Source organism: Thermus sp. NMX2.A1, from assembly GCF_000511705.1.
Taxonomy (GTDB): domain Bacteria; phylum Deinococcota; class Deinococci; order Deinococcales; family Thermaceae; genus Thermus; species Thermus scotoductus.
In genome coordinates this window covers 33,159-57,127 of sequence record NZ_ATNI01000054.1, presented here as the reverse complement: position 1 = coordinate 57,127, position 23,969 = coordinate 33,159, and the positions used below count along the sequence as shown (strand labels likewise).

General features: G+C 64.2%; 23 protein-coding genes and 1 pseudogene. 18 read left to right on the top strand and 6 right to left on the bottom strand.

What is annotated here, in order from left to right:
* Complete coding sequence (gene speB, locus TNMX_RS05260) at nucleotides 1–876, bottom strand: agmatinase (RefSeq protein WP_038030161.1); 876 nt, start codon at nucleotides 874–876, stop codon at nucleotides 1–3.
* 25 nt (nucleotides 877–901) lie between these two features.
* Nucleotides 902–2,227: a M20/M25/M40 family metallo-hydrolase gene (locus TNMX_RS05255; protein ID WP_038030159.1), complete on the bottom strand. Its 1,326-nt coding sequence runs from the start codon at nucleotides 2,225–2,227 to the stop codon at nucleotides 902–904.
* Nucleotides 2,228–2,244: 17 nt separating this feature from the next.
* Here TNMX_RS05255 and TNMX_RS05250 point away from each other — a divergent pair, with 17 nt between their 5' ends.
* The 11 genes from TNMX_RS05250 (at nucleotide 2,245) to TNMX_RS05200 (ending at nucleotide 12,302) form a co-directional block, all read left to right on the top strand.
* Nucleotides 2,245–2,736, top strand: a complete 492-nt coding sequence (locus TNMX_RS05250; protein ID WP_038030157.1) for a roadblock/LC7 domain-containing protein — start codon at nucleotides 2,245–2,247, stop codon at nucleotides 2,734–2,736.
* Between the two features lies 1 nt (nucleotide 2,737).
* Nucleotides 2,738–3,325 carry an ATP/GTP-binding protein gene (locus TNMX_RS05245; RefSeq protein WP_015716872.1) on the top strand — a complete coding sequence of 196 codons (588 nt, stop codon included), beginning with the start codon at nucleotides 2,738–2,740 and terminating at the stop codon, nucleotides 3,323–3,325.
* Between the two features lie 169 nt (nucleotides 3,326–3,494).
* Nucleotides 3,495–3,599, top strand: coding sequence for a cytochrome c oxidase subunit 2A (locus tag TNMX_RS05240; RefSeq protein WP_038030155.1), 105 nt, complete (start codon nucleotides 3,495–3,497; stop codon nucleotides 3,597–3,599).
* A gap of 3 nt (nucleotides 3,600–3,602) precedes the next feature.
* Nucleotides 3,603–4,109: a cupredoxin domain-containing protein gene (locus tag TNMX_RS05235; RefSeq protein ID WP_038030154.1), complete on the top strand. Its 507-nt coding sequence runs from the start codon at nucleotides 3,603–3,605 to the stop codon at nucleotides 4,107–4,109.
* A 3-nt stretch (nucleotides 4,110–4,112) separates the two neighbouring features.
* Nucleotides 4,113–5,801: a b(o/a)3-type cytochrome-c oxidase subunit 1 gene (locus tag TNMX_RS05230; protein WP_038030152.1), complete on the top strand. Its 1,689-nt coding sequence runs from the start codon at nucleotides 4,113–4,115 to the stop codon at nucleotides 5,799–5,801.
* A gap of 65 nt (nucleotides 5,802–5,866) precedes the next feature.
* Complete coding sequence (locus tag TNMX_RS05225) at nucleotides 5,867–6,352, top strand: hypothetical protein (protein WP_126164725.1); 486 nt, start codon at nucleotides 5,867–5,869, stop codon at nucleotides 6,350–6,352.
* Complete coding sequence (locus TNMX_RS05220; protein ID WP_038030150.1) at nucleotides 6,349–7,506, top strand: MFS transporter; 1,158 nt, start codon at nucleotides 6,349–6,351, stop codon at nucleotides 7,504–7,506. Before TNMX_RS05225 ends, TNMX_RS05220 begins: the two co-directional genes overlap by 4 nt.
* Nucleotides 7,507–7,577: 71 nt before the next feature.
* Complete coding sequence (gene rpsO / locus TNMX_RS05215) at nucleotides 7,578–7,847, top strand: 30S ribosomal protein S15 (protein ID WP_038030148.1); 270 nt, start codon at nucleotides 7,578–7,580, stop codon at nucleotides 7,845–7,847.
* A gap of 57 nt (nucleotides 7,848–7,904) precedes the next feature.
* Nucleotides 7,905–10,049, top strand: coding sequence for a polyribonucleotide nucleotidyltransferase (gene pnp / locus TNMX_RS05210; protein ID WP_038030146.1), 2,145 nt, complete (start codon nucleotides 7,905–7,907; stop codon nucleotides 10,047–10,049).
* Nucleotides 10,050–10,106: 57 nt separating this feature from the next.
* Nucleotides 10,107–11,837: a ribonuclease J gene (locus tag TNMX_RS05205; RefSeq protein WP_038030143.1), complete on the top strand. Its 1,731-nt coding sequence runs from the start codon at nucleotides 10,107–10,109 to the stop codon at nucleotides 11,835–11,837.
* Nucleotides 11,838–11,840: 3 nt separating this feature from the next.
* Nucleotides 11,841–12,302 carry a universal stress protein gene (locus tag TNMX_RS05200; protein ID WP_038030141.1) on the top strand — a complete coding sequence of 154 codons (462 nt, stop codon included), beginning with the start codon at nucleotides 11,841–11,843 and terminating at the stop codon, nucleotides 12,300–12,302.
* On the opposite strand, the gene TNMX_RS05195 is transcribed toward TNMX_RS05200, so the two are convergent.
* From TNMX_RS05195 to TNMX_RS05185, 3 genes are read right to left on the bottom strand one after another with little or no spacing between them, the layout of a single operon-like run.
* On the bottom strand, nucleotides 12,266–13,231 hold the full coding sequence (locus TNMX_RS05195; RefSeq protein ID WP_038030139.1) for a sodium:calcium antiporter: 966 nt from the start codon (nucleotides 13,229–13,231) through the stop codon (nucleotides 12,266–12,268). The genes TNMX_RS05200 and TNMX_RS05195 overlap by 37 nt on opposite strands.
* Nucleotides 13,228–13,677 carry a CBS domain-containing protein gene (locus tag TNMX_RS05190; RefSeq protein WP_038030137.1) on the bottom strand — a complete coding sequence of 150 codons (450 nt, stop codon included), beginning with the start codon at nucleotides 13,675–13,677 and terminating at the stop codon, nucleotides 13,228–13,230. The genes TNMX_RS05195 and TNMX_RS05190 overlap by 4 nt, the downstream gene beginning before the upstream one ends.
* Nucleotides 13,674–16,112, bottom strand: a complete 2,439-nt coding sequence (locus TNMX_RS05185; RefSeq protein WP_038030135.1) for a cation-transporting P-type ATPase — start codon at nucleotides 16,110–16,112, stop codon at nucleotides 13,674–13,676. The genes TNMX_RS05190 and TNMX_RS05185 overlap by 4 nt, the downstream gene beginning before the upstream one ends.
* A gap of 68 nt (nucleotides 16,113–16,180) precedes the next feature.
* Between TNMX_RS05185 and TNMX_RS05180 the strand changes: the two genes are divergently transcribed.
* The 3 genes and pseudogenes from TNMX_RS05180 to TNMX_RS13260 all read left to right on the top strand — a co-directional run.
* Nucleotides 16,181–16,747, top strand: coding sequence for a thioredoxin family protein (locus TNMX_RS05180; RefSeq protein ID WP_038030133.1), 567 nt, complete (start codon nucleotides 16,181–16,183; stop codon nucleotides 16,745–16,747).
* 72 nt (nucleotides 16,748–16,819) lie between these two features.
* Nucleotides 16,820–17,752, top strand: coding sequence for an NAD-dependent epimerase/dehydratase family protein (locus tag TNMX_RS05175; protein ID WP_038030131.1), 933 nt, complete (start codon nucleotides 16,820–16,822; stop codon nucleotides 17,750–17,752).
* A gap of 21 nt (nucleotides 17,753–17,773) precedes the next feature.
* Nucleotides 17,774–18,697, top strand: a pseudogene (locus TNMX_RS13260) (tellurite resistance protein-like permease); the annotation flags it as partial.
* Nucleotides 18,698–18,700: 3 nt separating this feature from the next.
* On the opposite strand, the gene TNMX_RS05165 reads toward TNMX_RS13260, so the two are convergent.
* The gene (locus TNMX_RS05165; protein WP_038030127.1) at nucleotides 18,701–20,149 is read right to left on the bottom strand and encodes a lyase family protein; all 1,449 of its coding nucleotides are present in this window, start codon (nucleotides 20,147–20,149) and stop codon (nucleotides 18,701–18,703) included.
* Between the two features lie 86 nt (nucleotides 20,150–20,235).
* Here TNMX_RS05165 and TNMX_RS05160 point away from each other — a divergent pair, with 86 nt between their 5' ends.
* The 4 genes from TNMX_RS05160 to TNMX_RS05145 all read left to right on the top strand — a co-directional run bounded on the left by TNMX_RS05160 (nucleotide 20,236) and on the right by TNMX_RS05145 (nucleotide 23,951).
* Entirely contained in the window at nucleotides 20,236–21,420 is a 1,185-nt protein-coding gene (locus TNMX_RS05160) for an ABC transporter substrate-binding protein (RefSeq protein ID WP_038030125.1), read from the top strand.
* Between the two features lie 51 nt (nucleotides 21,421–21,471).
* Nucleotides 21,472–22,347, top strand: coding sequence for a branched-chain amino acid ABC transporter permease (locus TNMX_RS05155; RefSeq protein ID WP_038030123.1), 876 nt, complete (start codon nucleotides 21,472–21,474; stop codon nucleotides 22,345–22,347).
* 87 nt (nucleotides 22,348–22,434) lie between these two features.
* A complete protein-coding gene (locus tag TNMX_RS05150; RefSeq protein WP_026328951.1) occupies nucleotides 22,435–23,211 on the top strand; it encodes an ABC transporter ATP-binding protein in 777 nt (258 codons plus the stop codon).
* Nucleotides 23,202–23,951: an ABC transporter ATP-binding protein gene (locus tag TNMX_RS05145; protein WP_015716855.1), complete on the top strand. Its 750-nt coding sequence runs from the start codon at nucleotides 23,202–23,204 to the stop codon at nucleotides 23,949–23,951. The genes TNMX_RS05150 and TNMX_RS05145 overlap by 10 nt, the downstream gene beginning before the upstream one ends.
* Nucleotides 23,952–23,969: the final 18 nt, after the last annotated feature.

Sequence of the window (23,969 nt, the reverse complement as noted above, 5' to 3'; positions counted from 1 at the left end):
CTACAGGCCCCTGGCCTCGAGCCACCCTGCCTGGAGGCCCTTCAGGCCGATGGCGTGATAGACCAGCTGGGCCGCGGTCATCTCCGCGTGGAACTGGCCGTTGGGAGAAAGCTCCACGAAGTCCATGCCCACCACTTCCTTTTCTCGGAAGACCGCCTCCAGGAGGTCCACCACCTGGCGGTAGGAAAGCCCCCCGGGTAAGGGAGTGCCCACGCTGGGCATAACGCTGGGATCCAGGGCGTCAAAGTCCAGGCTGATGTACACCCTCTCCCCCAAGGCATCGAGGATCTCCCTTAACGGAAGGCCCTCCCGGTGCAGGCGGTGAGCGGGGAATAGGGCCACCCCCTTCGTCCTGGCCAAGGCCAGGGAATCCTGATCCATGGCCCGGATCCCCACCTGGACCAAGGGGAAACCCTCCCCCAGCAAGCGGTAAAAGGGCGAGGCATGGGAGTACATCGAGCCTTGCCACTCGGGGTAAAGGTCGGCATGGGCATCGATGTGGAGAAGGGAAAACGCCCCCAAGGCCTCCCGGTGGGCCTGGACCAGGGGGTGGGTGATGGAATGGTCCCCCCCCAGGGCCACCAGGAACTTGCCCGCCCGAAGGTGGGTGAGGGCGGCTTCCCGGATCAGAGCGTGGCTTTCCTCGGCGTTTCCCGCCACCCAGGGCACCGGCTCCGCCGCATGGATGCCCACCTCCTCCGGGGCCACCTCGATCTCCAAGAGAAAAGGCTCCAGCTCCCGGCTGGCCAGCAAGATGGCCTCAGGGCCCCGCCTCGCCCCCGGCAAGAAGGAGAGGGAAAGGTCGTAGGGCACGGGCAGGACCACCACCCGGGCCTCCTGGTAAGGGGTATCGCGCTCGCCAAAGAAAAGACGCATACCCCTAAGAGCCTAGCAGATGGCGCTAGCTTCCGAGAAAGTAAAGCTCAAGAAGCCGGAGAAGGGCCAGGGTGCCCCGCTCAAAATCCCGGATGCGGATGTGCTCGTTGGGGCTATGCACCCGGCTTCCCGGATACCCCACCCCCAATCCCACCGCCGGGGCTCCCAGGTGGTGCAGAAAAGGATGCATGGGACCGGACCCCGCCATGTTGGGGTAAAGCACCGCCTTCGCCCCAAAGGCTTCCTCTAACGCCCTCTGGGCAAGGCCCACAAAGGGATGCGAAAGATCCGAGCGTGCCGGGTGCTCTCCCTTCTCCAGGACCACCACCTCCACGTCGTGGAAGCCCTGGGCCTCGAGGTGCCGCCTCAAAAGCTCTGGGATCTCCTCCGGATCCTGGTCGGGTACCAGGCGGAAGTCCAGCTTGGCAAAGGCCTCCGCCGGCAGCACGGTCTTGGAACCTGGGCCCCCATAGCCCGAGTGGAAGCCGTTTACGTTGACGCAGGGCTCCGCATAAAGGCGCTGGTGGAATTCCAGGTTCCTGGCCCCGCCCAGGAAGTCCCGCACGCCCAAGGCTTCCTTCAGCGCCTCCGACTCATCGGGAATCTCCGCTAGCACCTCCATCTCCTTGGGCGAAAGGGGGCGGACCCGGTCGTAAAAACCCGGGATGAGGACCCTTCCCTCCTCATCCCGCAGGCTGGCGATGGCCCGGCTCAAGCGGTAAATGGGGTTTTCCACCACCGCCCCGTAGGAGGAATGCAGGTCAAAGGCAGCGGTGCGCACCCGAAGCTCGAGGGCCACGATGCCCTTAAGGCCGGCATACAGGTAGGGGCGCCCCTTGGCGTCCACCCCCCCTGCCTCCCAGACGATGGCCCCGGACTTCAGGAGGTCCTTTTTATCCCGGACGTAGTCCGCAAGATGGGGGCTTCCCACCTCCTCCTCCCCCTCCACCACGAACTTCACCCGGGGAAGAAAGCCGTGCTTTTCCTGGAATAAGCGCAGGGCCATAACCCTGGCCACCAGCTCCCCCTTGTCGTCGTGGGTACCCCGGCCATACCAGAGGCCGTCCCGTTCCACCAGGCGAAAGGGCTCGGTTTCCCATAACTCCAAGGGATCGGGGGGCTGAACATCGTAGTGGTTGTAAAACAAAAGGACCCTTTCCCCCTCACCCCCCTCGGCGTAGACCACCGGGGGCCCATAACCCCGATGGAGCTCTGCCTTAAGGCCCAGGTCCTGAAGCACCTCGGCCACCTTGGCCGCACCCTCCTCGAGGGCCCTTCCCTCCGCGCTCACCGTGGGCAAGGCCACCAGCTCCTCCAAAAGCACCCTGGCCTCTTCCAGAAACGACCTCATGGTAGACTGAGCATACTATGGTGGAACCTTCCCTGGTCCTCTACGGGACCCTGTACCAGCGGGCCATGGACGTGCTGCAGGAAACCCTGCAGGAAACCGGGGCCCGCTATGCCCTCTTCATTGACCGCAAGGGATTCGTCCTGGCCCACAAGGAGGCCCTCTGGGCCCCCAAGCCCCCGCCCCTGGACTCCCTGGCCACCCTGGTAGCGGGAAACGCCGCCGCCACCCAGGCCCTGGCCAAGCTGCTGGGAGAGGCACGCTTCCAAGAGGTGGTGCACCAAGGGGAACACATGGGGCTCTATGTGGACGAAGCCGGCGAGGCGGCCCTCCTGGTCCTGGTCTTTGACGAGAACGCCCCCCTGGGCAAGATCAAGCTCCACGGGAAGCGGGCGGCGGAAACGCTGGCCCGCCTGGCCGAGGAAGCCCTGGCCAACCCACCCAAGCTGAACCTGGACACCCAGTACCGCGAGGAGGCCAAAGCCCTGCTGGACGAACTCTTCGGCAACTAGCATGAGCACCATCAACTTCGCTAACCGCGAGATCAACTTCAAAATCGTCTACTATGGCCCGGGGCTCTCCGGGAAAACCACCAATCTCAAGTGGATATACAGCCGCATCCCCGAAGGCCGTAAAGGGGAGATGGTTTCCCTGGCCACCGAGGACGAGCGCACCCTTTTCTTTGACTTTCTTCCCCTGGACCTGGGTGAGGTCAAGGGTTTCAAGACCCGCTTCCATCTTTACACCGTGCCGGGGCAGGTCTTCTACAACGCCAGCCGCAAGCTGATCCTGAGGGGTGTGGACGGCATCGTTTTCGTGGCGGATTCCGCCCCCAACCGTCTCCGGGCCAACGCCGAGAGCATGCGCAACATGCGGGAGAACCTGGCGGAATACGGGCTCAAGGTGGAGGACATCCCCGTGGTGCTCCAGGTAAACAAACGGGACCTACCCGACGCCCTTCCCGTGGAGATGATCCAGGCGGTGGTGGACCCCGAAGGGCGCTTTCCCGTCTTCGAGGCCGTGGCCACAGAGGGTAAAGGAGTTTTTGAAACCCTGAAGGAAGTGAGCCGCCAGGTGCTGGCCCGAGTGGGAAGCACTTAGGGATCTCCCTTCCCAAGGGGCGAGGCATCAGGCCTCGCCCCTATCTTCTTGAAAGGAGCCCCCATTGCCTCAGTCCTTCTCATATAGGGACAAATGTACTTCACCCTTTTCTCAGCTTTGGGCTAACATGGGCCCCGTATACGGCAACCTGCCGTAAGGGAGGAAGGGTATGGAGGAAAAACCGGTCGGCGCAATGGGAGTGATAGTGGTTCTTACCCTCACCATCCTCGTCTTCTGGCTGGGGGTATACGCCGTCTTCTTCTCCAGGGGGTAGGGTATGGTGGATGAGCACAAGGCCCACAAAGCGATTCTGGTTTACGAGAAGGGATGGCTGGCCTTCTCCTTGGTCATGCTGGTGGTCTTTATCGCCCTCATCGCCTACACCCTGGCCACCCACACCGCCGGGGTGATCCCTGCAGGGCAGCTGGAGCGGGTGGATCCTACCAAGGTCCAAGACAAAGGCCCGTGGGCCGATCCCGCCCAGGCAGTGGTGCAGACCGGTCCCAATCAGTACACGGTCTATGTCCTGGCCTTAGCCTACAGCTATCAGCCTAACCCCATTGAGGTTCCCAAAGGGGCAGAGATCATCTTCAAGGTTACTAGCCGCGATGTGATCCACGGCTTCCATGTGGAGGGCACCAACATCAACGTGGAGGTTCTCCCCGGGGAGGTGTCCACCGTGCGGTATACCTTCAAAAAGGCCGGGGAATACCGGATCATCTGCAACCAGTACTGCGGCATAGGCCACCAGAACATGTTCGGCAAGGTCGTGGTGAAGGAGTGAGCCATGGCGGTGCGTACCTCTGATTTGAGCCGGATCTACGAGGCCTATCCGGAGAAGAAGGCCACCCTCTACTTCTTGGTCCTGGGCTTCATCGCCGTGATTATTGGAAGCCTCTTTGGCCCCTTCCAGGCCCTGAACTACGGGAACGTGGACGCCTATCCCCTTCTTAAGCGCCTTCTTCCCTTCGTGCAGTCTTACTACCAGGGCCTGACCCTGCACGGGGTGCTCAACGCCATTGTCTTCACCCAGCTTTTCGCCCAGGCCATCATGGTCTACCTGCCCGCCAGGGAGCTGAACCTGCGGCCCAACATGGGGCTCATGTGGCTTTCCTGGTGGATGGCCTTTATCGGCTTGGTCATCGCTGCCCTGCCTCTTCTGGCCAACGAGGCCACGGTCCTCTATACCTTCTACCCACCCCTTAAAGGACACTGGGCCTTCTACCTGGGGGCCAGCATCTTCGTCCTCTCCACCTGGGTTAGCATCTATATTGTCCTGGACCTCTGGCGGCGCTGGAAGGCCCAGCATCCTGGTCAGGTGACCCCCCTGGTCACCTACATGGCCGTGGTGTACTGGCTCATGTGGTTCATCGCCTCCATCGGGCTGGTGCTGGAGGCGGTGCTTTTCCTCCTCCCCTGGTCCTTTGGCCTTATCCAGGGCGTTGACCCCTTGATCGCCCGCACCCTTTTCTGGTGGACGGGCCACCCCATCGTCTACTTCTGGCTTATGCCGGCCTACGCCATCATCTACACCGTGCTTCCCAAGCAAGCAGGGGGCAAGCTGGTATCCGATCCCATGGCCCGTCTGGCCTTCCTGCTCTTCCTTCTCCTCTCCACCCCGGTGGGGTTCCACCATCAGTTCGCCGACCCCGGCATTGACCCCACCTGGAAGATGATCCACTCCATCCTCACCCTCTTCGTGGCCGTGCCCAGTCTCATGACCGCCTTCACCGTGGCCGCCAGCCTGGAGTTTGCTGGCAGGATGCGGGGGGGTAAGGGGCTCTTCGGCTGGATCAAGGCCCTGCCCTGGGATAACCCCGCCTTTGTGGCCCCTGTGCTGGGCCTCCTGGGTTTCATCCCGGGGGGAGCCGGGGGTATCGTCAACGCCAGTTTCACCCTGGACTACGTGGTCCACAACACAGCCTGGATCCCTGGCCATTTCCACCTCCAGGTGGCCAGCCTGGTGACCCTCACGGGCATGGGTTCCTTGTGGTGGCTCATCCCAAACCTCACGGGTAAGCCCATCTCCGATGGGCAAAGGCGGCTCGGCCTGGCAGTGGTCTGGCTTTGGTTCATCGGCATGATGCTCATGGCCCTGGGGCTTCACTGGCAAGGTCTCTTGAACGTACCCAGGCGGGCTTACATCTCCCAGGTGCCAGACGCGTACACCCATGCCGCCCTGCCCATGGTTTTCAACATCCTGGCGGGCATCATCCTGCTGGTGGCCCTCCTCCTTTTCATCTACGGCCTCTTCAGCGTCCTTCTGGGCCGGGAGCGCAAGGCAGAGCTGGCCGAGGCCCCGGTGCCCTTCGCCGAGGTCATCTCCGGCCCCGAGGACCGTCCCTTGGTCCAGGCCATGGACCGGATCGGCTTCTGGTTCCTGGTGGCGGTGATCCTGGTGGTGCTGGCCTATGGCCCCACCCTGGTGCAGCTGTTCAGCAACCTGAACCCGGTGCCGGGGATGCGCCTCTGGTAGATCATGGGTGGCGCAAGGGCCGGAGACTTCCGGCCCTTGACCTTTTTCCCGCAAAGGAAAAGGCTATGGGCGTGGGGTTTATCCCTGGTAGGAGTCTCCCTTGGGTGGTGGGCCTCTCCCTCCTTCCCTTCTTCCTGCAATTTCTGGGACTGGGCTTGGGGGATAAGCTGGGCCAGGGGCTTTGCGGAAGCGCCCTAGGGGTTTCCGAAGCTGAGGCGGTGATGTACGGCTTGGTGAACGAGTACTACCTTTACGGCCAGCTCTTTTTGGTCCTCCTGGCCTTGAAGGTAACCTATGCTCTAGCCCTTTGGGTCCTCCGCTTCATGTACCCGGACAGGGACCCTTCCTTCGCCCCCGTGGTATGGAAGGTTGGGGTGGGGCTTTCTGGGATGTTTCTCCTGCTTTTCCTGGTCACCCGCACCCTGCCCTTGCCCTTTTTCACCCCGTTGGGTCCTGCCCTTCTCTCCCCCGCTCCCCTGGACCCCCTTTCCCTCATCATGGTTCTGCCTGAGCCTTTCTTGCTCTGGCTCTACTTTCGCCATCGTCCATGAAACTTCCTCCCTTGGTTTACCTTTTAGGGCTGGTCAGCTTCCTGATGGATGTGGCCAGCGAGATGGTCTACCCCCTTTTGCCCCTATTCCTCGCCAGCCTGGGCGCAGGAGCCGGGGCCATCGGTTTGGTGGAGGGAGTGGCCGAGGCCACCGCCAGCCTCTTCAAGGTGGTGGGGGGAAGGATTTCGGATCGGGTAGGCCGCAGGAAACCCCTCCTGCTTGCGGGCTATGGCCTTCCCGCCTTTCTCAGACCCATCCTGGCCCTGGCCTCGAGTCCCTGGCACGTCCTCCTCTACCGCTTCCTGGACCGGCTCGGGAAAGGCCTGCGCACCGCACCCCGGGATGCCCTTCTGGCGGAAAGCGTGGACAAAAGCGCCCTGGGGCGGGCCTACGGCCTTCACCGGGGCCTGGACACCCTGGGGGCCACCGTGGGACCCTTTCTGGCCTTCCTTCTCCTGCCCCAGGTGGGGGTGCGGGGGGTGTTTTGGCTTTCCGCCATTCCCGCCTTCCTGGCCGTGCTCACGCTCCTTTGGATCCGGGAAGCCAGAAGCGTAAAGGTGGCCACGGACTCCCTTCCATCCCTTCGGTCAGGCTACCTAAGGACCCTACCGGCCGCCTACCGGCGCTTCCTCCTGGTTTCCAGCATCTTTGCCCTGGCCCTTTCCTCCAATGCCTTCCTTCTCCTTCGGCTCAAGGACCTAGGCCTCCCGCAGGAGCAAGTCACCCTGGCCTACACCGGCTACAACTTCCTTTATGCCCTTTTGTCCTACCCTCTGGGCGGCCTTGCGGACCGGGTGGGGTTAAGGCGGGTGGTGGCCTTGGGATTTGCCCTTTACGCCACGGTCTACCTGGGTTTCGCCTGGGCTGAGACGGCGTTTTGGGGCGTGGCCCTCCTGCTTCTTTACGCCCTGTACTCGGCGGCCTTTGAAGGGGCGAGCCGGGCCTATCTGGCCACCCTCATACCCCAGGAGGCCAAGGCCACCGCCATCGGCCTTTACCACACGGTGGTGGGGATTCTGCTCCTTCCGGCCAGCTTGATCTTCGGCTTTCTCTGGCAAAGTTATGGGCCTGAGCTGGCCTTCAGCGTGGGGGCGGGTCTGGCCCTTTTGGCTCTCCTGCTTTTCCTGCTTGACGGAAGGAGGGCCAGGCCCTAACCTGATAGAGGTCCTTCGGGGCCTCGAGGAGGAAGGGGCCAAAAGCGCCTTCCCCCCTGACGGAGGTAGAGATGCCCATCAGCAAAGAGGAAAAGCAAAAGGTCATAGAGGAGTTCGCCCGCTTCCCCGGGGATACGGGGAGCACTGAGGTGCAGGTGGCCTTACTCACCTTGCGCATCAACCGGCTTTCCGAGCACCTCAAGGTCCACAAGCACGACCACCATTCCCACCGCGGCCTTCTCATGCTGGTGGGGCAGAGGCGCAGGCTTCTCCGCTACCTGGAGCGGGAAGACCCCGAGCGCTACCAGGCCCTGGTTGAGAAACTGGGCCTTAGGAAGTAAACTGGTAACCAGGTCGGGGGCGGGGCCTTAGGGCTCCGCCTTTCGCTTGAGGAAACTATGCCGGAAGCCACACCCAACACCCCACAGGCCCATAGGTACGAAACCCAGGTGGCTGGCCGCCCCCTGGTGCTGGAGGCAGGGAAATACGCCAAACAGGCCTCGGGCTCGGTCCTGGTGCGCTACGGCGACACCGTGGTCCTGGCCACCGCCCAGGCCTCCGAGGAGCCCATAGAGGCGGACTTCCTCCCCCTCACCGTGGAGTTTGAGGAGCGGCACTACGCCGTGGGCAAAATCCCGGGAAGCTTCATGCGCCGGGAAGGGCGGCCCGGGGAAAAGGCCATTCTCTCCGCCCGCATGACGGACCGGCCCATCCGCCCCCTCTTCCCCAAGGGGTTCCGGCACGAGGTACAGGTGATCGTCACCGTGCTCTCCGCCGACCAGAAGAACCCCCCGGACATCCTGGGGCCCACGGCGGCCAGCGCCGCCCTCATGCTTTCGGACATTCCCTGGGAAGGCCCCGTGGCCGCGGTGCGGGTGGGCCTCATTGGGGGGCAGTTCGTCCTGAACCCCACCCTGCAGGAGCTGGAGGAAAGCGCCCTGGACCTGGTGGTGGCGGGAAGCCGGGACGCCATCCTTATGGTGGAGGCCGGGGCCCAGGAGGTAGATGAGGAAACCCTGGTCCAGGCCCTGGAGTTCGCCCACCGGGAGATGCAGCCCATCCTGGACCTGCAGGAGGAGATGGCCAAGGCCTTGGGCAAGCCCAAGATGGCCTGGACCCCACCGGAGACCCTCAGCGAGGAGGAGAAGGAAGCGTTCTACCGCTTGGCCGTGGAGCGGGGGCTTTCCGCTGTGCTCCAAACCGCCAGCAAGGGGGAGAGGAGCCGGGCCCTCGAGGCCTTCGCCGAGGCCCTGGTGGCCGAGGCCCTGCCCAAGCTGGAGGACGGCACCCCGGACGAGAGCAAGAAACCCCTCTACGAAAGCGCCTTTGACGAGGTGGTGCGCAGAGAGCTCAGGCGCCTCGTGCTGGAGGAAGGCAAGCGGGCGGATGGCCGCACCCCCAAGGACCTCCGGCCCATCTGGATCGAGGTGGACGTCCTGCCCCGCACCCACGGCTCCGCCGTCTTCACCCGGGGGGAGACCCAGGTGCTGGGCACCGTCACCCTGGGCACGGGACGGGACGAGCAGATCATCGACGACCTGGGGATTGACGAAACGGAAAAGTTCCTGGTGCACTACAACTTCCCCCCCTTCTCCACCGGGGAGGTTAAGCGCCTGAGGGGGGTTTCCCGCCGGGAGATAGGCCACGGCAACCTGGCCAAGCGGGCCCTGAAGGCGGTCCTGCCTCCCGAGGAGGCCTTCCCCTACACCATCCGGGTGGTGGGGGATGTGCTGGAGTCCAATGGCAGCAGTTCCATGGCCACGGTCTGTGCGGGATGCCTGGCCCTGATGGACGCGGGTGTTCCCCTCAAGGCGCCGGTGGCCGGGGTGGCCATGGGTCTTGTGTGGGAGGGGGAGCGGGCGGTGATCCTCACCGACATCCTGGGGCTCGAGGATGCCCTGGGGGACATGGACTTCAAGGTGGCGGGAACCCGAAAGGGGGTCACCGCCTTGCAGATGGACAACAAGGTGGGTGGGCTTCCCCGGGAGGTGCTGAAGGAAGCCCTCATGCAGGCCCGTGAGGCCCGCATGAAGATCCTGGACCTCATGGAAAGCGTCCTTCCCGCCCCGCGCCCCGAGCTCAAGCCCTTCGCTCCCCGCATCCTCTCCCTGAAGGTCCCGGTGGAGAAGATCGGCCTCGTCATCGGGCCCGGGGGGAAGAACGTGCGGGCCCTCGAGGAGCTTGGGGTGGAGGTGGACATCGAGGAGGACGGGACGGTGCGCATCTACTCCAGCGACATGGAGGCGGCCCAGAAGGCCAAGAAGCGCATCGAGGAGCTCACCATGGAGGCCAAGGTGGGCGAGATCTACGAGGGCACCGTCACCAAAATCACCCCCTTTGGGGCCTTCGTGAGCCTGTTCCCCGGCACCGAAGGGCTCCTTCACATCAGCCAGATCGCCCCCGGCCGGGTGGAGCGGGTGGAGGACCACTTGAAGGTGGGGGACGTGATCAAGGTCAAGGTGCACCGCATCGACGAGCGGGGCAAGATCGACCTGATCCGGCCCGAGCTGGAGGGCAAGATCCCCCCCAGGCGGCGCAGCTAGCCCTGGGGGGTTTTCCTTAGGGCAAGATCCCGGCCAGGCCGGGAAGATGGGAGGTTTATGGAAAACCAAGAACGCAAGCCAAGGAAAAGACGGCGCAGAAGGCCATCGGACGCCGCTCCCCCAGGCCTTGGAGAGGGTAAGGACTACGTGGAGATCATTCCCCTAGGGGGGATGGGGGAGATCGGCAAGAACATCACCGTCTTCCGCTTCCGGGACGAGATTTTCGTGCTGGACGGGGGGCTTGCCTTCCCCGACGAGGCCATGCCCGGGGTGGACCTCCTCATCCCCCGGGTGGACTACCTCATCGAAAACCGGCACCTCATCAAGGCTTGGATCCTGACCCACGGACACGAGGACCACATCGGGGGGCTTCCCTTCATCCTCCCCATGGTCTTCGGGAAGGAAAGCCAGGTGCCCATCTACGGGGCCAAGCTTACCCTGGGCCTCCTAAAGGGGAAGCTGGAGGAGTTCGGTTTGAGGCCGGGGAGCTTCAACCTCAAGGAGATCTCCCCCGATGACCGCATCAGCGTGGGGCGCTACTTCACCCTGGACCTCTTCCGCATGACCCACTCCATCCCCGATAACTCCGGGCTGGTCATCCGCACCCCCGTCGGCACCATCGTGCACACCGGGGACTTCAAGCTGGACGCCACCCCCATAGACGGTAAACTCTCCCACCTGGCCAAGGTGGCCCAGGCGGGGGCGGAAGGGGTCTTACTCCTCATCGCCGACTCCACCAACGCCGAGCGCCCCGGCTACACCCCGAGCGAGATGGAGATCGCCAAGGAACTGGACCGGGTCATCGGCCGGGCCCCGGGCAGGGTCTTCGTCACCACCTTCGCCAGCCACATCCACCGCATCCAGGCGGTGATCTGGGCGGCGGAGAAGTATGGGCGCAAGGTGGCCATGGAGGGGCGGAGCATGGTGCGGTTCAGCCGCATCGCCATGGAGCTGGGCTACCTCAAGGTGAAGGACCGCCTCTACACCCTGGAGGAGGTCAAGGACCTCCCCGACCACCAGGTGCTGATCCTGGCCACGGGAAGCCAGGGGCAGCCCATGTCCGTCCTCCACCGCCTGGCCTTTGAAGGCCACGCCAAGATGGCCATCAAGCCCGGGGACACGGTGATCCTCTCCAGCAGCCCCATCCCCGGCAACGAGGAGGCGGTGAACCGGGTCATCAACCGGCTCTACGCCCTGGGGGCTTACGTCCTCTACCCCCCTACCTACAAGGTTCACGCCTCGGGGCACGCCTCCCAAGAGGAGCTCAAGCTCATCCTGAACCTCACCACCCCCCGTTTCTTCCTCCCCTGGCACGGGGAGGTGCGCCACCAGACCAACTTCAAGTGGCTGGCGGAGTCCATGAGCCGTCCCCCGGAGAAAACCCTTATCGGGGAGAACGGGGCCATTTACCGCCTAACCCGGGACACCTTTGAGAAGGTGGGCCAGGTGCCCTCCGGGGTCCTTTATGTGGACGGCCTGGGGGTTGGGGACATCACCGAGGAGATCCTGGCCGACCGCCAGCACATGGCCGAGGAGGGAATCGTGGTCATCACGGCCTTAGCGAGCCAGGACCCGGTGGTGGAGGTGGTGTCCCGGGGGTTTGTCAAGGCCGGGGAGCGGCTTTTGGGCGAGGTGAAGCGCATGGCCCTCGAGGCCCTGCAAAACGGGGTGCGGGAGAAGAAGACCCTGGAACGCATCCGGGACGACATCTACTTCCCGGTGAAAAAGTTCCTGAAGAAGGCCACGGGCCGGGATCCCATGATCCTTCCCGTGGTCATCGAGGGGTGAATCATGTACCGAAGCCTTCTTCTTCCCACAGATGGAAGCCCGGCCGCCGAAGCTGGGGTAAAGGAGGGGCTCCGCCTGGCCAAGGCCCTGGGGGCCCGGGTGGCCTTTCTCTACGTGCTGGAGCCCGTAGGGCCCAGGCTTTTCCTGGGCCCGGAAACCCTTCCCTACTACCAGGCCCTGGTGGAGGACATGCGGAAAGAGGGCATGGCCGCCTTGGACCGGGCCACCCGCATGGCGGAGGAGCTCGGGGTGGGATTTGAGGCCCATCTCCTCGAGGGGCGGGCGGCGGAGGCCATCCTTAAGGAGGCGGGAAAGCACGATCTTTTGGTGATGGCCACCCACGGACGGACGGGGTTGGATGCCGTGCTTTTGGGTAGCGTGGCCCAGGAGGTGGTCCGCAGAAGCTCCAAACCGGTCCTGGTAGTCCCCTACCGCACCAGCGGAAGCGAAGCCGCAAGCAGGTAAAGGGCCACGATGGCCCAGGAATCGTAGGCCAGGACCCATAGCTTTCTCAGGCTCTGGTACATGAGCCCGGTGAGCACCGTCCCTGCCATACCCAAAAGCACCAGGACGCTCAGCAGATGGCTTCCCCCCACCTGGATCAGCAGCGGGCCAGGCGCCAGGACATCCGCGTAGGAGAGCAGAAAGCTGTTAAACATCACGCTCCCCACCACGTTGCCCAGGGCCAAGTCCACCGCCCCCAGGCGGGCAGCCGCCAGGGTCACCGTGGCCTCAGGCAAGGTGGTGACCAACCCCACCAAGAAGGTGCCCACCCAGGCCTGGCCCAGCCCGGTTTCCCGGGCTAGGGCCTCGGCCAAATCCGGAAGCAAGACCGCCGCCCCCACCAAAACCCCAGCCCCCAGGAGGTAGCGCCCCAAGGCACTTCTCAAAGGAATTTGGGCGTAGGCCTCCTCCTCGAGGACCTCATCGTGGGGGAAACGCCTGGCGTAGCGAAAGGAAAGCCACAGGGCCAAAAGGTACAGGGGAAAAAGCCCCAGGGCAAACCATCCGACTCGCCCCAGACCCCGCTCTGCCAAAAGGCCAAGCCCTGCCACCGCCAACAGGAGGACCACGAGTCCCAGGCTCAAGGCGTGCCCCTGGCTGGCCCGGACGGTGAGGGGACGGGGATGGACGGCATCCAGCACCGTGAGCAGAAGAAAGTTGACCATGCTGGCCCCAAGGAGGTTCCCCACGGCGATATCGGGGAGGCCCTGAAGGGCAGCGCTGGTGACGTTGAAGAGTTCGGGGAGGCTGGTGGTGATACCCACCAGGAAAAGCCCCATAAAGGTGCGGCCGAGGCCGGTCTTTTCCGATAGCACATCCCCGTAAAAGGCCACCTGCCGCCCAGCCAGGAGGATGACCAAGGCCACCGCCAAGAAGGCCAGCCAGGTCATAGCTGGGACTGAAGCAGGCGGAGCAGGTCAAACCGGGTGATGATCCCCAGAGGCTTACCCTCCCCATCCACCACGGGAACGTGGTTGATGTCGTAGGCCAGCATGAGCTCCAAGACGCGGGAAAGCGGTTCCTCCGGCCCCACGGCGTGCACCGGGCTGCTCATGATCTCCTCTATCCGGGTACTCTTGGCCTCCGCCAAAACTGCTTCCAGGCCGTCAGAACCCAGGAAGCGACCCAGAAGCATGGGGGCCCGAAAGGTGGAAAAGGGCACGCCCCGTTCCTTAAGGAAATCGCTTTCCGTCACAATGCCCACCAAGCGGCCCTCTTTGTCCACCACCAGCACGCTCCCGATTCCTTTCCCCAACATCAGCTGGGCCACCTCCGCCAGGGAGGTATCCGGAAGCACACTCACCACTGGGCTGGTCATGGCGTCCTTGGCCTTCATCTCTTAACCTCCTTCCGCCATACTAACCGGTCTATTCCTTCAGCCATGAGCCAGGCAAGGAGAGCCATACCCAAGGCCAGCCCCCAGATCCATGCGGGCACCGGAACGGCTTCCAAAACTCCCGGGGCCAGGGTGCCCAGCAGGAGCTGAATGACGATGCCCAAAGCCACAGCCCCGTGCAAATACGGGTTGGGCAGGGGCATCAGGTGGGTGTGCCGAGCAGCGTAAGCGAAGAAGAGCTGGCCCAGGGTCATGAAGTGGAAAGTGGCGGTACGCGCCACCTCGGCGGCACCCAAAGGGGCTTGGATCCGCCCCCATCCCGGCAGAAGGGCCAAGAGCGACAAGGCAAAGGCGGCCTTGATGGTTCCCGTGAGGAGGATGAACCGCAAGGAGGGAGCGTCCAAAAGGGGGCTGTCCTTGGGCCTGGGCGGCCGCTCCAATACCCCGGGATTACGGTCCAGGGCCAAGGCAAGGGCGGGAAGGCCATCGGTCACCAGGTTGATCCAGAGAATCTGCACCGCGGTGAGGGGAAGAAGCAGGTACCCAGCCTCGTCCCTGAGGTTGAGGAGAGCGGCAAACACCATGCCCAAGGCCACCACCAAGACCTCAGAGAGGTTAGTGGAGAAGAGGAAGCGAATGAACTTCTGGATGTTCTCGTAGATGCTCCGCCCCTCTTCAATGGCCGCCACGATGGTGGCGAAGTTATCATCCATGAGAACCAGGTCCGCCACCTCCCGGGAGACATCCGAGCCCCGTTGGCCCATAGCCACCCCCACGTCCGCCCGCTTGAGGGCCGGGGCGTCGTTTATTCCGTCCCCGGTCATGGCCACCACCTCGCCTGCCTTCCGAAAAGCTTCTACTATGCGGAGCTTATCCTCAGGCTTGACCCTGGCGAAGACATCCACCTCTAGAAGCTCTTCGTCGGAGAGTTCCCCGATCTCGTCCCCGGTGGCCACCACTTCCGCAGGAATACCCACCTGGCGGGCGATGGCCAAGGCAGTGGCCGGGTGATCCCCCGTGACCATCACCACCCTGACCCCTGCCTTCAACACCTTGGCCACCGCCTCCGGTACCTCCGGACGTGGAGGATCCAGAAGGAGGACGAAGCCCAAAAAGCTTAGCCCCTCTTCCCTCTCCCCCTCGCCATGGGCCAAGGCCAGCACCCGGAAGCCCTCCTTTGCATAGGCCTCCGCCTGTTCCAAAAGGGAAGCTTTGTCCTCCGGGCTTAGGGCAAGGCGGGGGATAAGGGCCTCGGGAGCCCCTTTGAGGAAGCTTCCCTCGGGCGTGGTAACCCGCATGTACTTCCAGGCGCTGTCAAAGGGCCTTTCAGAGAGCCTGGGGTGTTCATGGCGCACTTGCTGCACATTCAGGTGCCGGGCCGCATAGCGCAAAAGACCCAGTTCCAAGGGGTCCCCTGCGCCGGTTTCCAGATCGGCATCGTTGCAGAGGACCATGGCGAGAAGAGCCCTCTGGGGGTCCGGCCCCACCACCTTTTGCACCTCCATGCGGTTTTCCGTGAGGGTACCCGTCTTGTCGGTGGCGATAACGGTAACGCTCCCCAAGGCCTCCACCGCAGCAAGGCGCCGCACCACCGCCTTGCGGCGGGCCATGCGCTCCACCCCCAGGGCCAAGGCCAGGGTGAGCACGGCAGGAAGCCCCTCGGGCACCGCCGCTACCGCCAGGGCCACGGCGAAGAGAAGGACTTGGGCGGAAAAGCCCTCCGCCAGAAAACCCAGTGCCACTAGGGCTGCGGCAAGCCCCATCACCCAGCGGGCCACCCTATGGCCAAAGGCCTCGAGGCGCCGCTCCAGCGGAGTTTTTTCCTCTTCCATCTCTGCCAGAAGCCCGGCGATGCGGCCCATGGCGCTCCTTAGGCCGGTACGGCTTACCTCCATTAAGGCCCTTCCCCGCACCAACAGGGTGCCGGAAAAGACCTCGTCCCTTACCCTCTTCTCCACCGGAACGCTTTCCCCGGTAAGGAGGCTTTCATCCACCAAGACCCCGCTGGCCTCCAGGAGCACCCCATCTGCCGGTATGCGGTCCCCTGCCTCCAGGCGCACCACATCCCCGGGCACGATCTCCCGGCTGGGGAGGTGCTGGAAGCGACCATCTCGGAGGACCCAGGCCATGGGCTCCGCCAGGGCTTTAAGACGCCTAAGGGCCTCCTCGGAGCGCTTCTCCTGCAGGGTACCCAGGGTAGCGTTGAGGATCAGGATGGCCAGAATGGCCAAGGCCTCCAGGGGAAGCCCATGGGCTCCCTCATAGAGCCAAAGGCCCAGGTCCACCGCCAAGGCAAAGAGGAGGATGTAGATGAGAGGGCTTTGAAACTGGCGCAGGAACCGTTGCCAAAGGGGTTCAGAGGGTTTTTCCGGAAGGGCGTTGGGGCCGTATTCTACCAAGCGTTTTTGCGCCTCCTGTGAGGTAAGCCCCCGCATAGGGGCATGATACCTGGAGCGCCGGGGACTTATTGTCCCCCACCTGGGCCCTGCGGTAAGATGACGCCATGCTGCAGTACCCGGAGCTACCCCTAGGAAGCCCCTTGATCGACGCCGAGCTTCCCGACCCACGAGGAGGACGGTACCGGCTTTCCCAGTTCCAGGAACCCCTCTTGGCCGTGATCTTCATGTGCAACCACTGCCCCTACGTGAAGGGCTCCATCCAGGAGATCGTGAGCCTGGCGGAGAAGTACCGGGGCCGGGTGGCCTTCGTGGGCATCAACCCCAATGACTACGAGCGCTACCCCGACGACGCCCCGGAGAAGATGGTGGAGTTCGCCAAGGAACACGGCATCTTCTTCCCCTACCTTCTGGATGAGAGCCAGGAAGTGGCCAAGGCCTACAAGGCCTTGCGCACCCCCGAGGTCTTCCTCTTCGACGAAAGGCGCCTCCTCCGCTACCACGGCCGGGTGAACGATAGCCCCAAGTTCCCCGAACAGGTCCAGACCCACGACCTCGAGGCCGCCATCGAAGCCCTGCTCAGGGGGGAGGAGCCACCCCTTAAGGAGGCTCCCGCCATCGGCTGCACCATCAAGTGGCGGCCTGGGAATGAGCCCGAGGTCAAAATCGGCTAATCCCCAGACGAGGGCCTTATAGGATGGAGGCGGTTTACCCCGCCCTGCTACGGGCGGTTGAGGAGGATATGCATGCGCGTATTGGTAACGGGCGGAGCGGGTTTCATCGGTAGCCACATCGCGGAAAGCCTGGTGCGCGAGGGTGTGGAGGTGGCGGTCTTGGACAACCTCTCCACGGGCAGACGGGAAAACGTCCCCAAAGGCATCTACTTCTACAAGGTGGACCTCAGGGACAAGGAAAGCTTGGAAAGGGTCTTTAGGGAGTTCCGCCCCACCCACGTTTCCCACCAGGCGGCCCAGGCCTCGGTGAAGGTAAGCGTGGATAACCCCACCCTGGACTTCGAGGTGAACCTCCTGGGCGGTTTGAACCTCCTCGAGGCCATGCGGAAGTGGGGGGCGGAGAAAATGGTCTTCGCCTCCACCGGGGGAGCCATCTACGGGGAGGTTCCCGAAGGGGAACGGGCCGAGGAAACCTGGCCCCCCAAACCCAAAAGCCCCTATGCCGCCAGCAAGGCCTCCTTTGAGCACTACCTCTCCGCCTACGGGCAAAACTACGGGCTCAAGTGGGTGTCCCTGCGCTACGGCAACGTCTACGGCCCCCGGCAGGACCCCCACGGGGAGGCCGGGGTGGTGGCCATTTTCTCGGAAAGGATCCTCAAGGGAGAACCGGTCACCCTCTACGCCAGAAGGACCCCCGGGGACGAGGGATGCGTGCGGGACTACATCTACGTGGCCGACGTGGTGCGGGCCCACAACCTGGCCCTGAAGGGTCTGGAGGGAATCTACAACGTGGGAACGGGGGAGGGACACACCACCCAGGAGGTCCTCCTGGCGGTGGCCGAGGCCGCCGGTAAGAGTCCAGAGGTCAACCCAGCCCCTCCGCGTCCTGGTGATCTGGAAAGAAGCGTGCTCTCTCCCTTGAAGCTCATGGCCCACGGCTGGCGGCCCGAGGTGGGTTTCCGGGAGGGCATCCGGCTCACCGTGGAATACTTCCGCACCCGTTGACATACCCCCCTCCCCTATCCGATGATGGGGGGTATGAGTGCTCGTTTCTTTCACCCCGCCTGGTTCGCCTTGGTCATGGGGGGAAGCGGGGTGGCCCTTGCCTTCCACCGCTTCGGCCTCGAGGCCCTGGCCCTGGTGAATTACGGTGTGGTGGCCCTTCTCTTCCTCGCAAGCCTGGGTATATTCCTGGCCAAACTCTTCGGCCACCGGGACCGGGTCTGGGAAGAGCTCCATCATCCCCTTCTTTCCCAGCTTTACGCCACCTTCCCCCTGGCCTTCTTGCTCTTCAGCCTGGCCACCCACGAGGTTTTGGGGCAAGGGAAGCTGGCCCTGGTCCTCTTTACCGTGGGCTCACCCCTGGTCCTCCTCCTGAGCCTCCTTCTCAGCTATTTGATCTTCACCCGCATGCGCCTTCCCTTCGAGGCCGCCAACGGCACCTGGTTCATCCCGCCAGTATCCTCCATCGTGGTGCCCCTGGCGGGAGGCCCCCTCCTGCCCCTTATGGGCCCCTGGGCCAAGGAGGCGTTCTACTGGATGCTCATGTTCCTGGGGCTTGGCCTCATCCTCTTCCTCTGGGTGGGGGCGAACCTCCTGGCCCGACTCTACGCCCACGAACGCCCGGCCCCCGAGCTGGTCCCCAGCTTTTTCATCGGCCTCGCCCCGGTGGGGGTGGGGATCCTCGCTCCCCTCTCCCTCCTTAAGGGCGCCAAGGCCCTGGGCTTGTTCCCAGGAGGCCTCGAGGGCCTATACCTGTTCGGGATCGCCCTATGGGGCCTGGGCGGGTGGTGGTTTGTCCTGGCCATGGCCCTTTTTCTGGAAAACCTTCTCCTCCACCGGGTGCGGTTAGGGTTCCAGCCCGGGCTATGGGCCTTCGTCTTTCCCATGGCGGCCTTCACCCTGGCCACCAGGACCCTGGCCGAGGGCCTGCACAGCCTACTCCTGCACCTCCTAGCCCAGGGGCTCTTCCTGGTGCTCCTGGCCTTCTACCTGCCCCTGCTGATCCGTAGCCTTCTGGCCTTCCTCCGCCTGGAAACCCTCAGGCCCTTTGGCCAACAGGCGCCTGGCCAGGCGCACCCGAGCCCGCAGGGCCGCTAAGGTCTTTCGGTCTTCCTTAAGGCGCTTTCTGGCCCGGGCCATCGCCTCCGCCCGGGCCTTGGGCCCCACACCCCCCAGGACTTCCCGGCGGGCGAAAAAGCCCTCGAGGCTCATCCAGGCGATGAGTTCCTCCCGCTCCACCCCCAAGAGCTCGGGCCGGACCCCCGGCAAAGCCCCCTGTACCCGCCGGTACGCCTCGGCAAGGGGCACCCCCTTGCGCACCAACAGGTCCACCGCCTCCGAGGCCAGGACCTCCGGGGAGAGCTCCTCCAGGAGGAGGGCTGGCTCAAACTGGCTTTCCTCGAGGGCCACCCGGGTAAGCTCCAACGCCGCCTCGGCGCTTCCCAAAAGGGCCGTCAAGGGCTCCAGTACCCCCGTGGAGTGGTCGTTCAAGTCGGTGAAGGGGGTGTTGTGGTTCAGGGAAGCCAAGGTACCCATTCCACCCACCAGCTGGCCCGCATAGATGCGGGCGTGCTCCAGCACCACGGGATTTCGCTTCTGCGGCATGAAGCTGGAACCCTGGGCCAACCCCTCCCCTACCACGAAGGCCCCCCGCTCCGCCAGGGCCAGCAGGTCGGTGAGGAAACGGGAGAGGCTGGTGCCCAGTCCCGCCAGGGCCGAGGCCAGCTCCAGGGCATAATCCCCAGAGGCCACGGCATCCAGGGTGTTCTCCACCGGTCCCGCAAAACCCAAAAGCGCAGCCAGCCGCCTGCGGTCCACAGGGTAGGGGTTTCCCGCCAGGGCACTGGCCCCCAAGGGACAGCGGTCCAAGGTATCCAAAGCCTGCCTCAGGCGGCGGAAATCCCTCTCCAAAAGGGCCGCTACCCCCAGAAGGTAATGGTCCAAGGTGGAGGGCTGGGCGGGCCGGTGGTGGGTGCGCAGGACCAGAGGAACCCCAGCATGGGTTTCCGCCACCCGCAAAAGCACCTCCCGCAGGCGGAGGAAATCCCCCAGCAAGGCCAACACCCGGTCCCTCAGGTAAGCGCGAAAGGCCGTGAGGTCCAGGTCGTTGCGGGATAGCCCCCGGCGTATGGCCCCCGCCACCTCTTCCCCCCAGTGCTCGGCAAGCTGGGAGTAGATGGAGAAGAAGACATCCTCCACCTCCCCCGTAAAGCTGGGCAAGGGAAGGGTACGGAGTTCCTGCAAAGCCGTCACCGCCTCCTCCGCCCTGGGAATGCCCAACCGGGAAAGCTCCATGGCGTAGGCGGTCAGGGCATCAAAGAAATGGGGGACCAGGGCCTCGCGGGCAAAGCGGTAGTGGCGGCCCAGGACAAAGCGGCGGTAAACGGTGTGCCAACGCATGCTTTCATCCTAGACCTTCCCGAAGGACTTGACGGGTGGCTTCGGGCATGGTATTTTTCCGAGTACAACCCGAAAGGAGGCGTACGATGAAGCGCAGGGAGTTTTTGAAGAAGCTGGGTGTAGGTGCATTGGCCGCGGTGGGCATGCCCTATATCGCCACCGCCCAGGCTCGACCGGTGAAGCTGGCCACACTCCTTCCCCTCACAGGACCCTTCGCCTTTGCAGGTAACGCCGGTCGCGAAGGCTTCGTGGACGGGGTGGACTACGTGAACGAGGTCCTGGGGGGCGTGGGTGGCCGCAAGCTGGAGCTCATTGTGGAGGATACCGGCTACGACGTGGCCAAGGGCACGGCCGCCTTCAACCGGGTGGTATCCCGGGAACGCCCCGATGAGCTCCTCTTCGTATACGGGGACTCCACGGGGCTCTCCAAAGCCTTGGCCCCGGAGATCGCCCGCATGGGCCTTCCCTACTCCGCCACCAGCTTCGCCAACGAGCTGGCCGACCCCAAGACCTACCCCACCATCTTCGTTTTCGGCCCCACCTACAACGACATGATGGAGGCCCTCCTACGCCAGATACGCCTGCAAAAGGGCCGGGCCCGGATCGCCTTGGTCTACTCCAACACGGAGTTCGGCCGCGATCCCATCCCCTACGCCAAGGAGCGGGCCAAGGCCTTAGGGATGGAGATAGTCCACGAGGAAGTCACGCCCCCGGCCTTCACGGACGCCACCCCCGTGGTCCTCAACCTGCGCCGGGCCAATCCCGACTTCGTGATCCTCCAGGGCTACGTCCTTTCCGCGGAACCCTTGATCCTCCGCACCGCCAGGGAGCAAGGCTTAAGGGCCCAGTTCATGGGCACCTACTACTCGGCAGAGCTGGCCCTCATCCAGCGGGCAGGCCCCGCCGCCGAGGGCTTCACCGTGACCTACCACAACGCCTACTGGTACGACACCCTGGTGCCGGCGGTGAACGAGCTAAGGAAGTCCCGCCAGAAAAAGGGACGGGACACCTCCTACCGGCCCACCTACTACATGGGGAGCGTGGCCGTGGCCTTGGCCATCGCCGAGGCCATGCGCCGGGCAGCCCAGGCGGGAAAGCTCACCCGGGCCGGGCTGGTGGAGCAACTGGAGAAGATCGGGGACTATAACGCCATGGGCCTAACGCGGGGCTTCCAGTTCGTGAACCACCGCCTCCCCTATACCAAGCTCTACCGGGCCAGCGTGAAGGACGGGCGCTTCAACGCCATCACCGACTGGATCAAGCTGGCCTGACCCCTGTTCCGCCCCCAGGCTTCCCGTGCCTGGGGGCAGCCCAACACGCCTATGCCCGACCTTCTACCGTATCTCATCGGCGGCCTAGCCAACGGAGCCCTCTACGGCCTTCTGGCCTTGGGTTTCGTCTTGGTCTACCGGGCCACCAGCGTGGTGAACTTCGCCATCGGCGAGTTCCTCCTGGTGGGGGCTTACCTGACCTATACCTTCGCCCTCTTCCTCCCCTTACCCCTGGCGATACTGGCTGCCTTGCCCCTCGCCTTCCTCTTTGGACTCCTGGTGGAACGGGGTTTCGTGCGACCGCTTTTGGGCAGGAGCGTGGTGGCGGTGATCATGGCCACCATCGGCCTGGCCGCGGCTCTGGACGGCGGGGTCCAGCTGGTCTGGGGGCCAGACCTAAAGTACCTTAGGGGGGAGTTGCCCCAGCTCGGTTTTCAGCTAGGAGACACCTTCGTGCCCCCCCGGGCCGTCTGGAACCTGGTTCTGGCCTTGCCTTTGGGGTTTGGCCTCCTTTGGCTCCTCAGGAAAAGCCGCTATGGGGTCTTGGTGCGGGCCATCTCCGAGCGGGAGGTGGCCGCGCTGGCCCTGGGCATCCCCACCGCCCGCATCCTGGCGGGAGTTTGGGGGATCTCCGCCCTCCTGGCCACCCTCGCCGGGGCCCTTCTGGCTGCGGCCAGCGGGGTAGGGCCCAACCTGGTCTTCTTGGGACTAAAGGTCTTCCCCGTGGCCATCCTGGGGGGATTGGACTCGGTGGGGGGAGCGCTTTTGGCGGGGTTGATCCTTGGGGTCCTCGAGGCCCTCTCCCAGCGCTATCTGGAACCCCTCCTTCCCGGTTTCACCGAGGCCCTGCCCTTCGTGGTGGTGCTCCTGGTCCTTCTGGTGAGGCCCTATGGGCTATTGGGCGAGCGGCAGATTGAGAGGGCGTGACACCACCCCGCCCTGGCTGACGCCAGGGTGGGAACCCAGGGAGAACCCTTCTCCAAACTCCGTGGGCATGGAGGTTGCCAAAGCATGATCCTAGCTGTAGAGAACCTCAAGGTAGTCTACCGGGGGGTGATCCTGGCCCTGGATGGGGTCTCCCTGGAGGTCAGGGAGGGAGAAGCGGTGGCCCTGTTGGGCCCCAACGGGGCCGGCAAGAGCTCCTTGGTGCGGGCCGTAGCCGGCCTGCTATCCCAGTTTGAAGGGCGGGTGCTGGACGGGCACGTCCGCCTCTTCAGGGAGGACACCACCCACCTGGACCCGGTGCGCATCACGGGCCTTGGGCTTACCGCGGTCCTCGAGGGGCGCCCCATCTTCCGCTACCTGACCCCGGTGGAGAACCTGGTGGCGGCGGGACACCGCCTTTCCCCACGGGAGCTCAAAGAGGGCATGGAGGAGGTCTTCGCCCGCTTTCCCCGGCTTTACGAAAGGCGCCACGAGCAGGCGGGCTACCTTTCGGGGGGCGAGCAGCAGATGCTCCTTCTGGGGATGGCCCTTCTCACCCGGCCCAAGGTGCTGGTGGTGGATGAGCCTTCCCTGGGCCTCGCCCCCAAGCTGGTGGAAGAGGTGATGCGCACCCTGGAGGCCCTAAGGCGGGAGAAAAACCTGAGCCTCCTCTTGGTGGAGCAAAACGCCCGGGCGGCCCTCTCCATCGTGGACCGGGTTTACGTGCTGGAGCGGGGCCGGGTGGTGTTTGAGGGGGATGCCAAAGCTGCCCAGGAGGACCAGGATGTGTTGGAGTTCTACCTGGGCAAGGAAGAGGTGGGCTTCCGCCAGTCCAAGCGCTACCGCAGGAGGAAGCGATGGGTGTGATCCTCGAGGCCAAGAACCTCCACCTCGCCTTCAAGGGGGTCAAGGCCCTGGTGGGGGTGGAGTTCCGCGTAGCTGAGGGGGAGTTCTTCGCGGTGATCGGGCCCAACGGGGCAGGGAAAACCACCCTCTTGAACGTCCTTTCCGGGGTGTACGAGCCCGACGAGGGAGAGGTAACCTTCCTGGGCCAAAACCTCCGGGGGAAAAGCCCCCAGGAAAGGGCCCGGATGGGCCTGGCCCGCACCTTCCAAGGCTTGGAGATCTTCCGGGGCATGAGCGTTTTGGATAACGTGAAGCTAGGGGCCGAGCTAGCCCTGTCCACCTACCCCCTGGCCCTCCCCCGGGCCCAGCGGGAATGGCAGATTAGGGCTTGGGCCGAGGAGGTTCTGGACTACCTCCACCTCTCCCCCTTCCGCCACGCCCCTGCGGGCATGCTTCCCTACGGGCTGCAAAAGCGGGTGGAGGTGGCCCGGGCCCTGGCCAGTCGGCCCAAACTCCTCCTCCTGGACGAGCCCATGGCCGGTCTGTCCCTCGAGGAAAAGCAGGACCTGGCCCGCTTCCTCCTGGATGCCCAGGAGGAATGGGGAGTAACCCTTCTTTGGGTAGAACACGACCTAAGGGCCGTTTTGGAGCTTTCCGACAGGGTCTTAGTTCTCTCCTACGGAGAGGTGCTCTACCATGGCCCGCCACAAGGGGTACGCCAGGACCCCAAGGTGGCGGAGGCCTATCTGGGGCAGGCGTAGTAAGCCCATGCAGGCTGA

What these genes read in the sequence shown, in the direction of transcription:
- TNMX_RS05230 (WP_038030152.1), top strand. Translation starts at nt 4,113, where the DNA reads ATGGCGGTGCGTACCTCTGATTTGAGCCGGATCTACGAGGCCTATCCG.
- TNMX_RS05250 (WP_038030157.1), top strand. Translation starts at nt 2,245, where the DNA reads ATGGTGGAACCTTCCCTGGTCCTCTACGGGACCCTGTACCAGCGGGCC.
- TNMX_RS05165 (WP_038030127.1), bottom strand. Translation starts at nt 20,149, where the DNA reads ATGCGTTGGCACACCGTTTACCGCCGCTTTGTCCTGGGCCGCCACTAC.
- TNMX_RS05145 (WP_015716855.1), top strand. Translation starts at nt 23,202, where the DNA reads ATGGGTGTGATCCTCGAGGCCAAGAACCTCCACCTCGCCTTCAAGGGG.
- TNMX_RS05205 (WP_038030143.1), top strand. Translation starts at nt 10,107, where the DNA reads ATGGAAAACCAAGAACGCAAGCCAAGGAAAAGACGGCGCAGAAGGCCA.
- TNMX_RS05200 (WP_038030141.1), top strand. Translation starts at nt 11,841, where the DNA reads ATGTACCGAAGCCTTCTTCTTCCCACAGATGGAAGCCCGGCCGCCGAA.
- TNMX_RS05245 (WP_015716872.1), top strand. Translation starts at nt 2,738, where the DNA reads ATGAGCACCATCAACTTCGCTAACCGCGAGATCAACTTCAAAATCGTC.
- TNMX_RS05225 (WP_126164725.1), top strand. Translation starts at nt 5,867, where the DNA reads ATGGGCGTGGGGTTTATCCCTGGTAGGAGTCTCCCTTGGGTGGTGGGC.
- TNMX_RS05180 (WP_038030133.1), top strand. Translation starts at nt 16,181, where the DNA reads ATGCTGCAGTACCCGGAGCTACCCCTAGGAAGCCCCTTGATCGACGCC.
- TNMX_RS05220 (WP_038030150.1), top strand. Translation starts at nt 6,349, where the DNA reads ATGAAACTTCCTCCCTTGGTTTACCTTTTAGGGCTGGTCAGCTTCCTG.
- TNMX_RS05160 (WP_038030125.1), top strand. Translation starts at nt 20,236, where the DNA reads ATGAAGCGCAGGGAGTTTTTGAAGAAGCTGGGTGTAGGTGCATTGGCC.
- TNMX_RS05190 (WP_038030137.1), bottom strand. Translation starts at nt 13,677, where the DNA reads ATGAAGGCCAAGGACGCCATGACCAGCCCAGTGGTGAGTGTGCTTCCG.
- pnp (WP_038030146.1), top strand. Translation starts at nt 7,905, where the DNA reads ATGCCGGAAGCCACACCCAACACCCCACAGGCCCATAGGTACGAAACC.
- TNMX_RS05240 (WP_038030155.1), top strand. Translation starts at nt 3,495, where the DNA reads ATGGAGGAAAAACCGGTCGGCGCAATGGGAGTGATAGTGGTTCTTACC.
- TNMX_RS05195 (WP_038030139.1), bottom strand. Translation starts at nt 13,231, where the DNA reads ATGACCTGGCTGGCCTTCTTGGCGGTGGCCTTGGTCATCCTCCTGGCT.
- TNMX_RS05175 (WP_038030131.1), top strand. Translation starts at nt 16,820, where the DNA reads ATGCGCGTATTGGTAACGGGCGGAGCGGGTTTCATCGGTAGCCACATC.
- TNMX_RS05255 (WP_038030159.1), bottom strand. Translation starts at nt 2,227, where the DNA reads ATGAGGTCGTTTCTGGAAGAGGCCAGGGTGCTTTTGGAGGAGCTGGTG.
- rpsO (WP_038030148.1), top strand. Translation starts at nt 7,578, where the DNA reads ATGCCCATCAGCAAAGAGGAAAAGCAAAAGGTCATAGAGGAGTTCGCC.
- TNMX_RS05235 (WP_038030154.1), top strand. Translation starts at nt 3,603, where the DNA reads ATGGTGGATGAGCACAAGGCCCACAAAGCGATTCTGGTTTACGAGAAG.
- speB (WP_038030161.1), bottom strand. Translation starts at nt 876, where the DNA reads ATGCGTCTTTTCTTTGGCGAGCGCGATACCCCTTACCAGGAGGCCCGG.
- TNMX_RS05185 (WP_038030135.1), bottom strand. Translation starts at nt 16,112, where the DNA reads ATGCGGGGGCTTACCTCACAGGAGGCGCAAAAACGCTTGGTAGAATAC.
- TNMX_RS05155 (WP_038030123.1), top strand. Translation starts at nt 21,472, where the DNA reads ATGCCCGACCTTCTACCGTATCTCATCGGCGGCCTAGCCAACGGAGCC.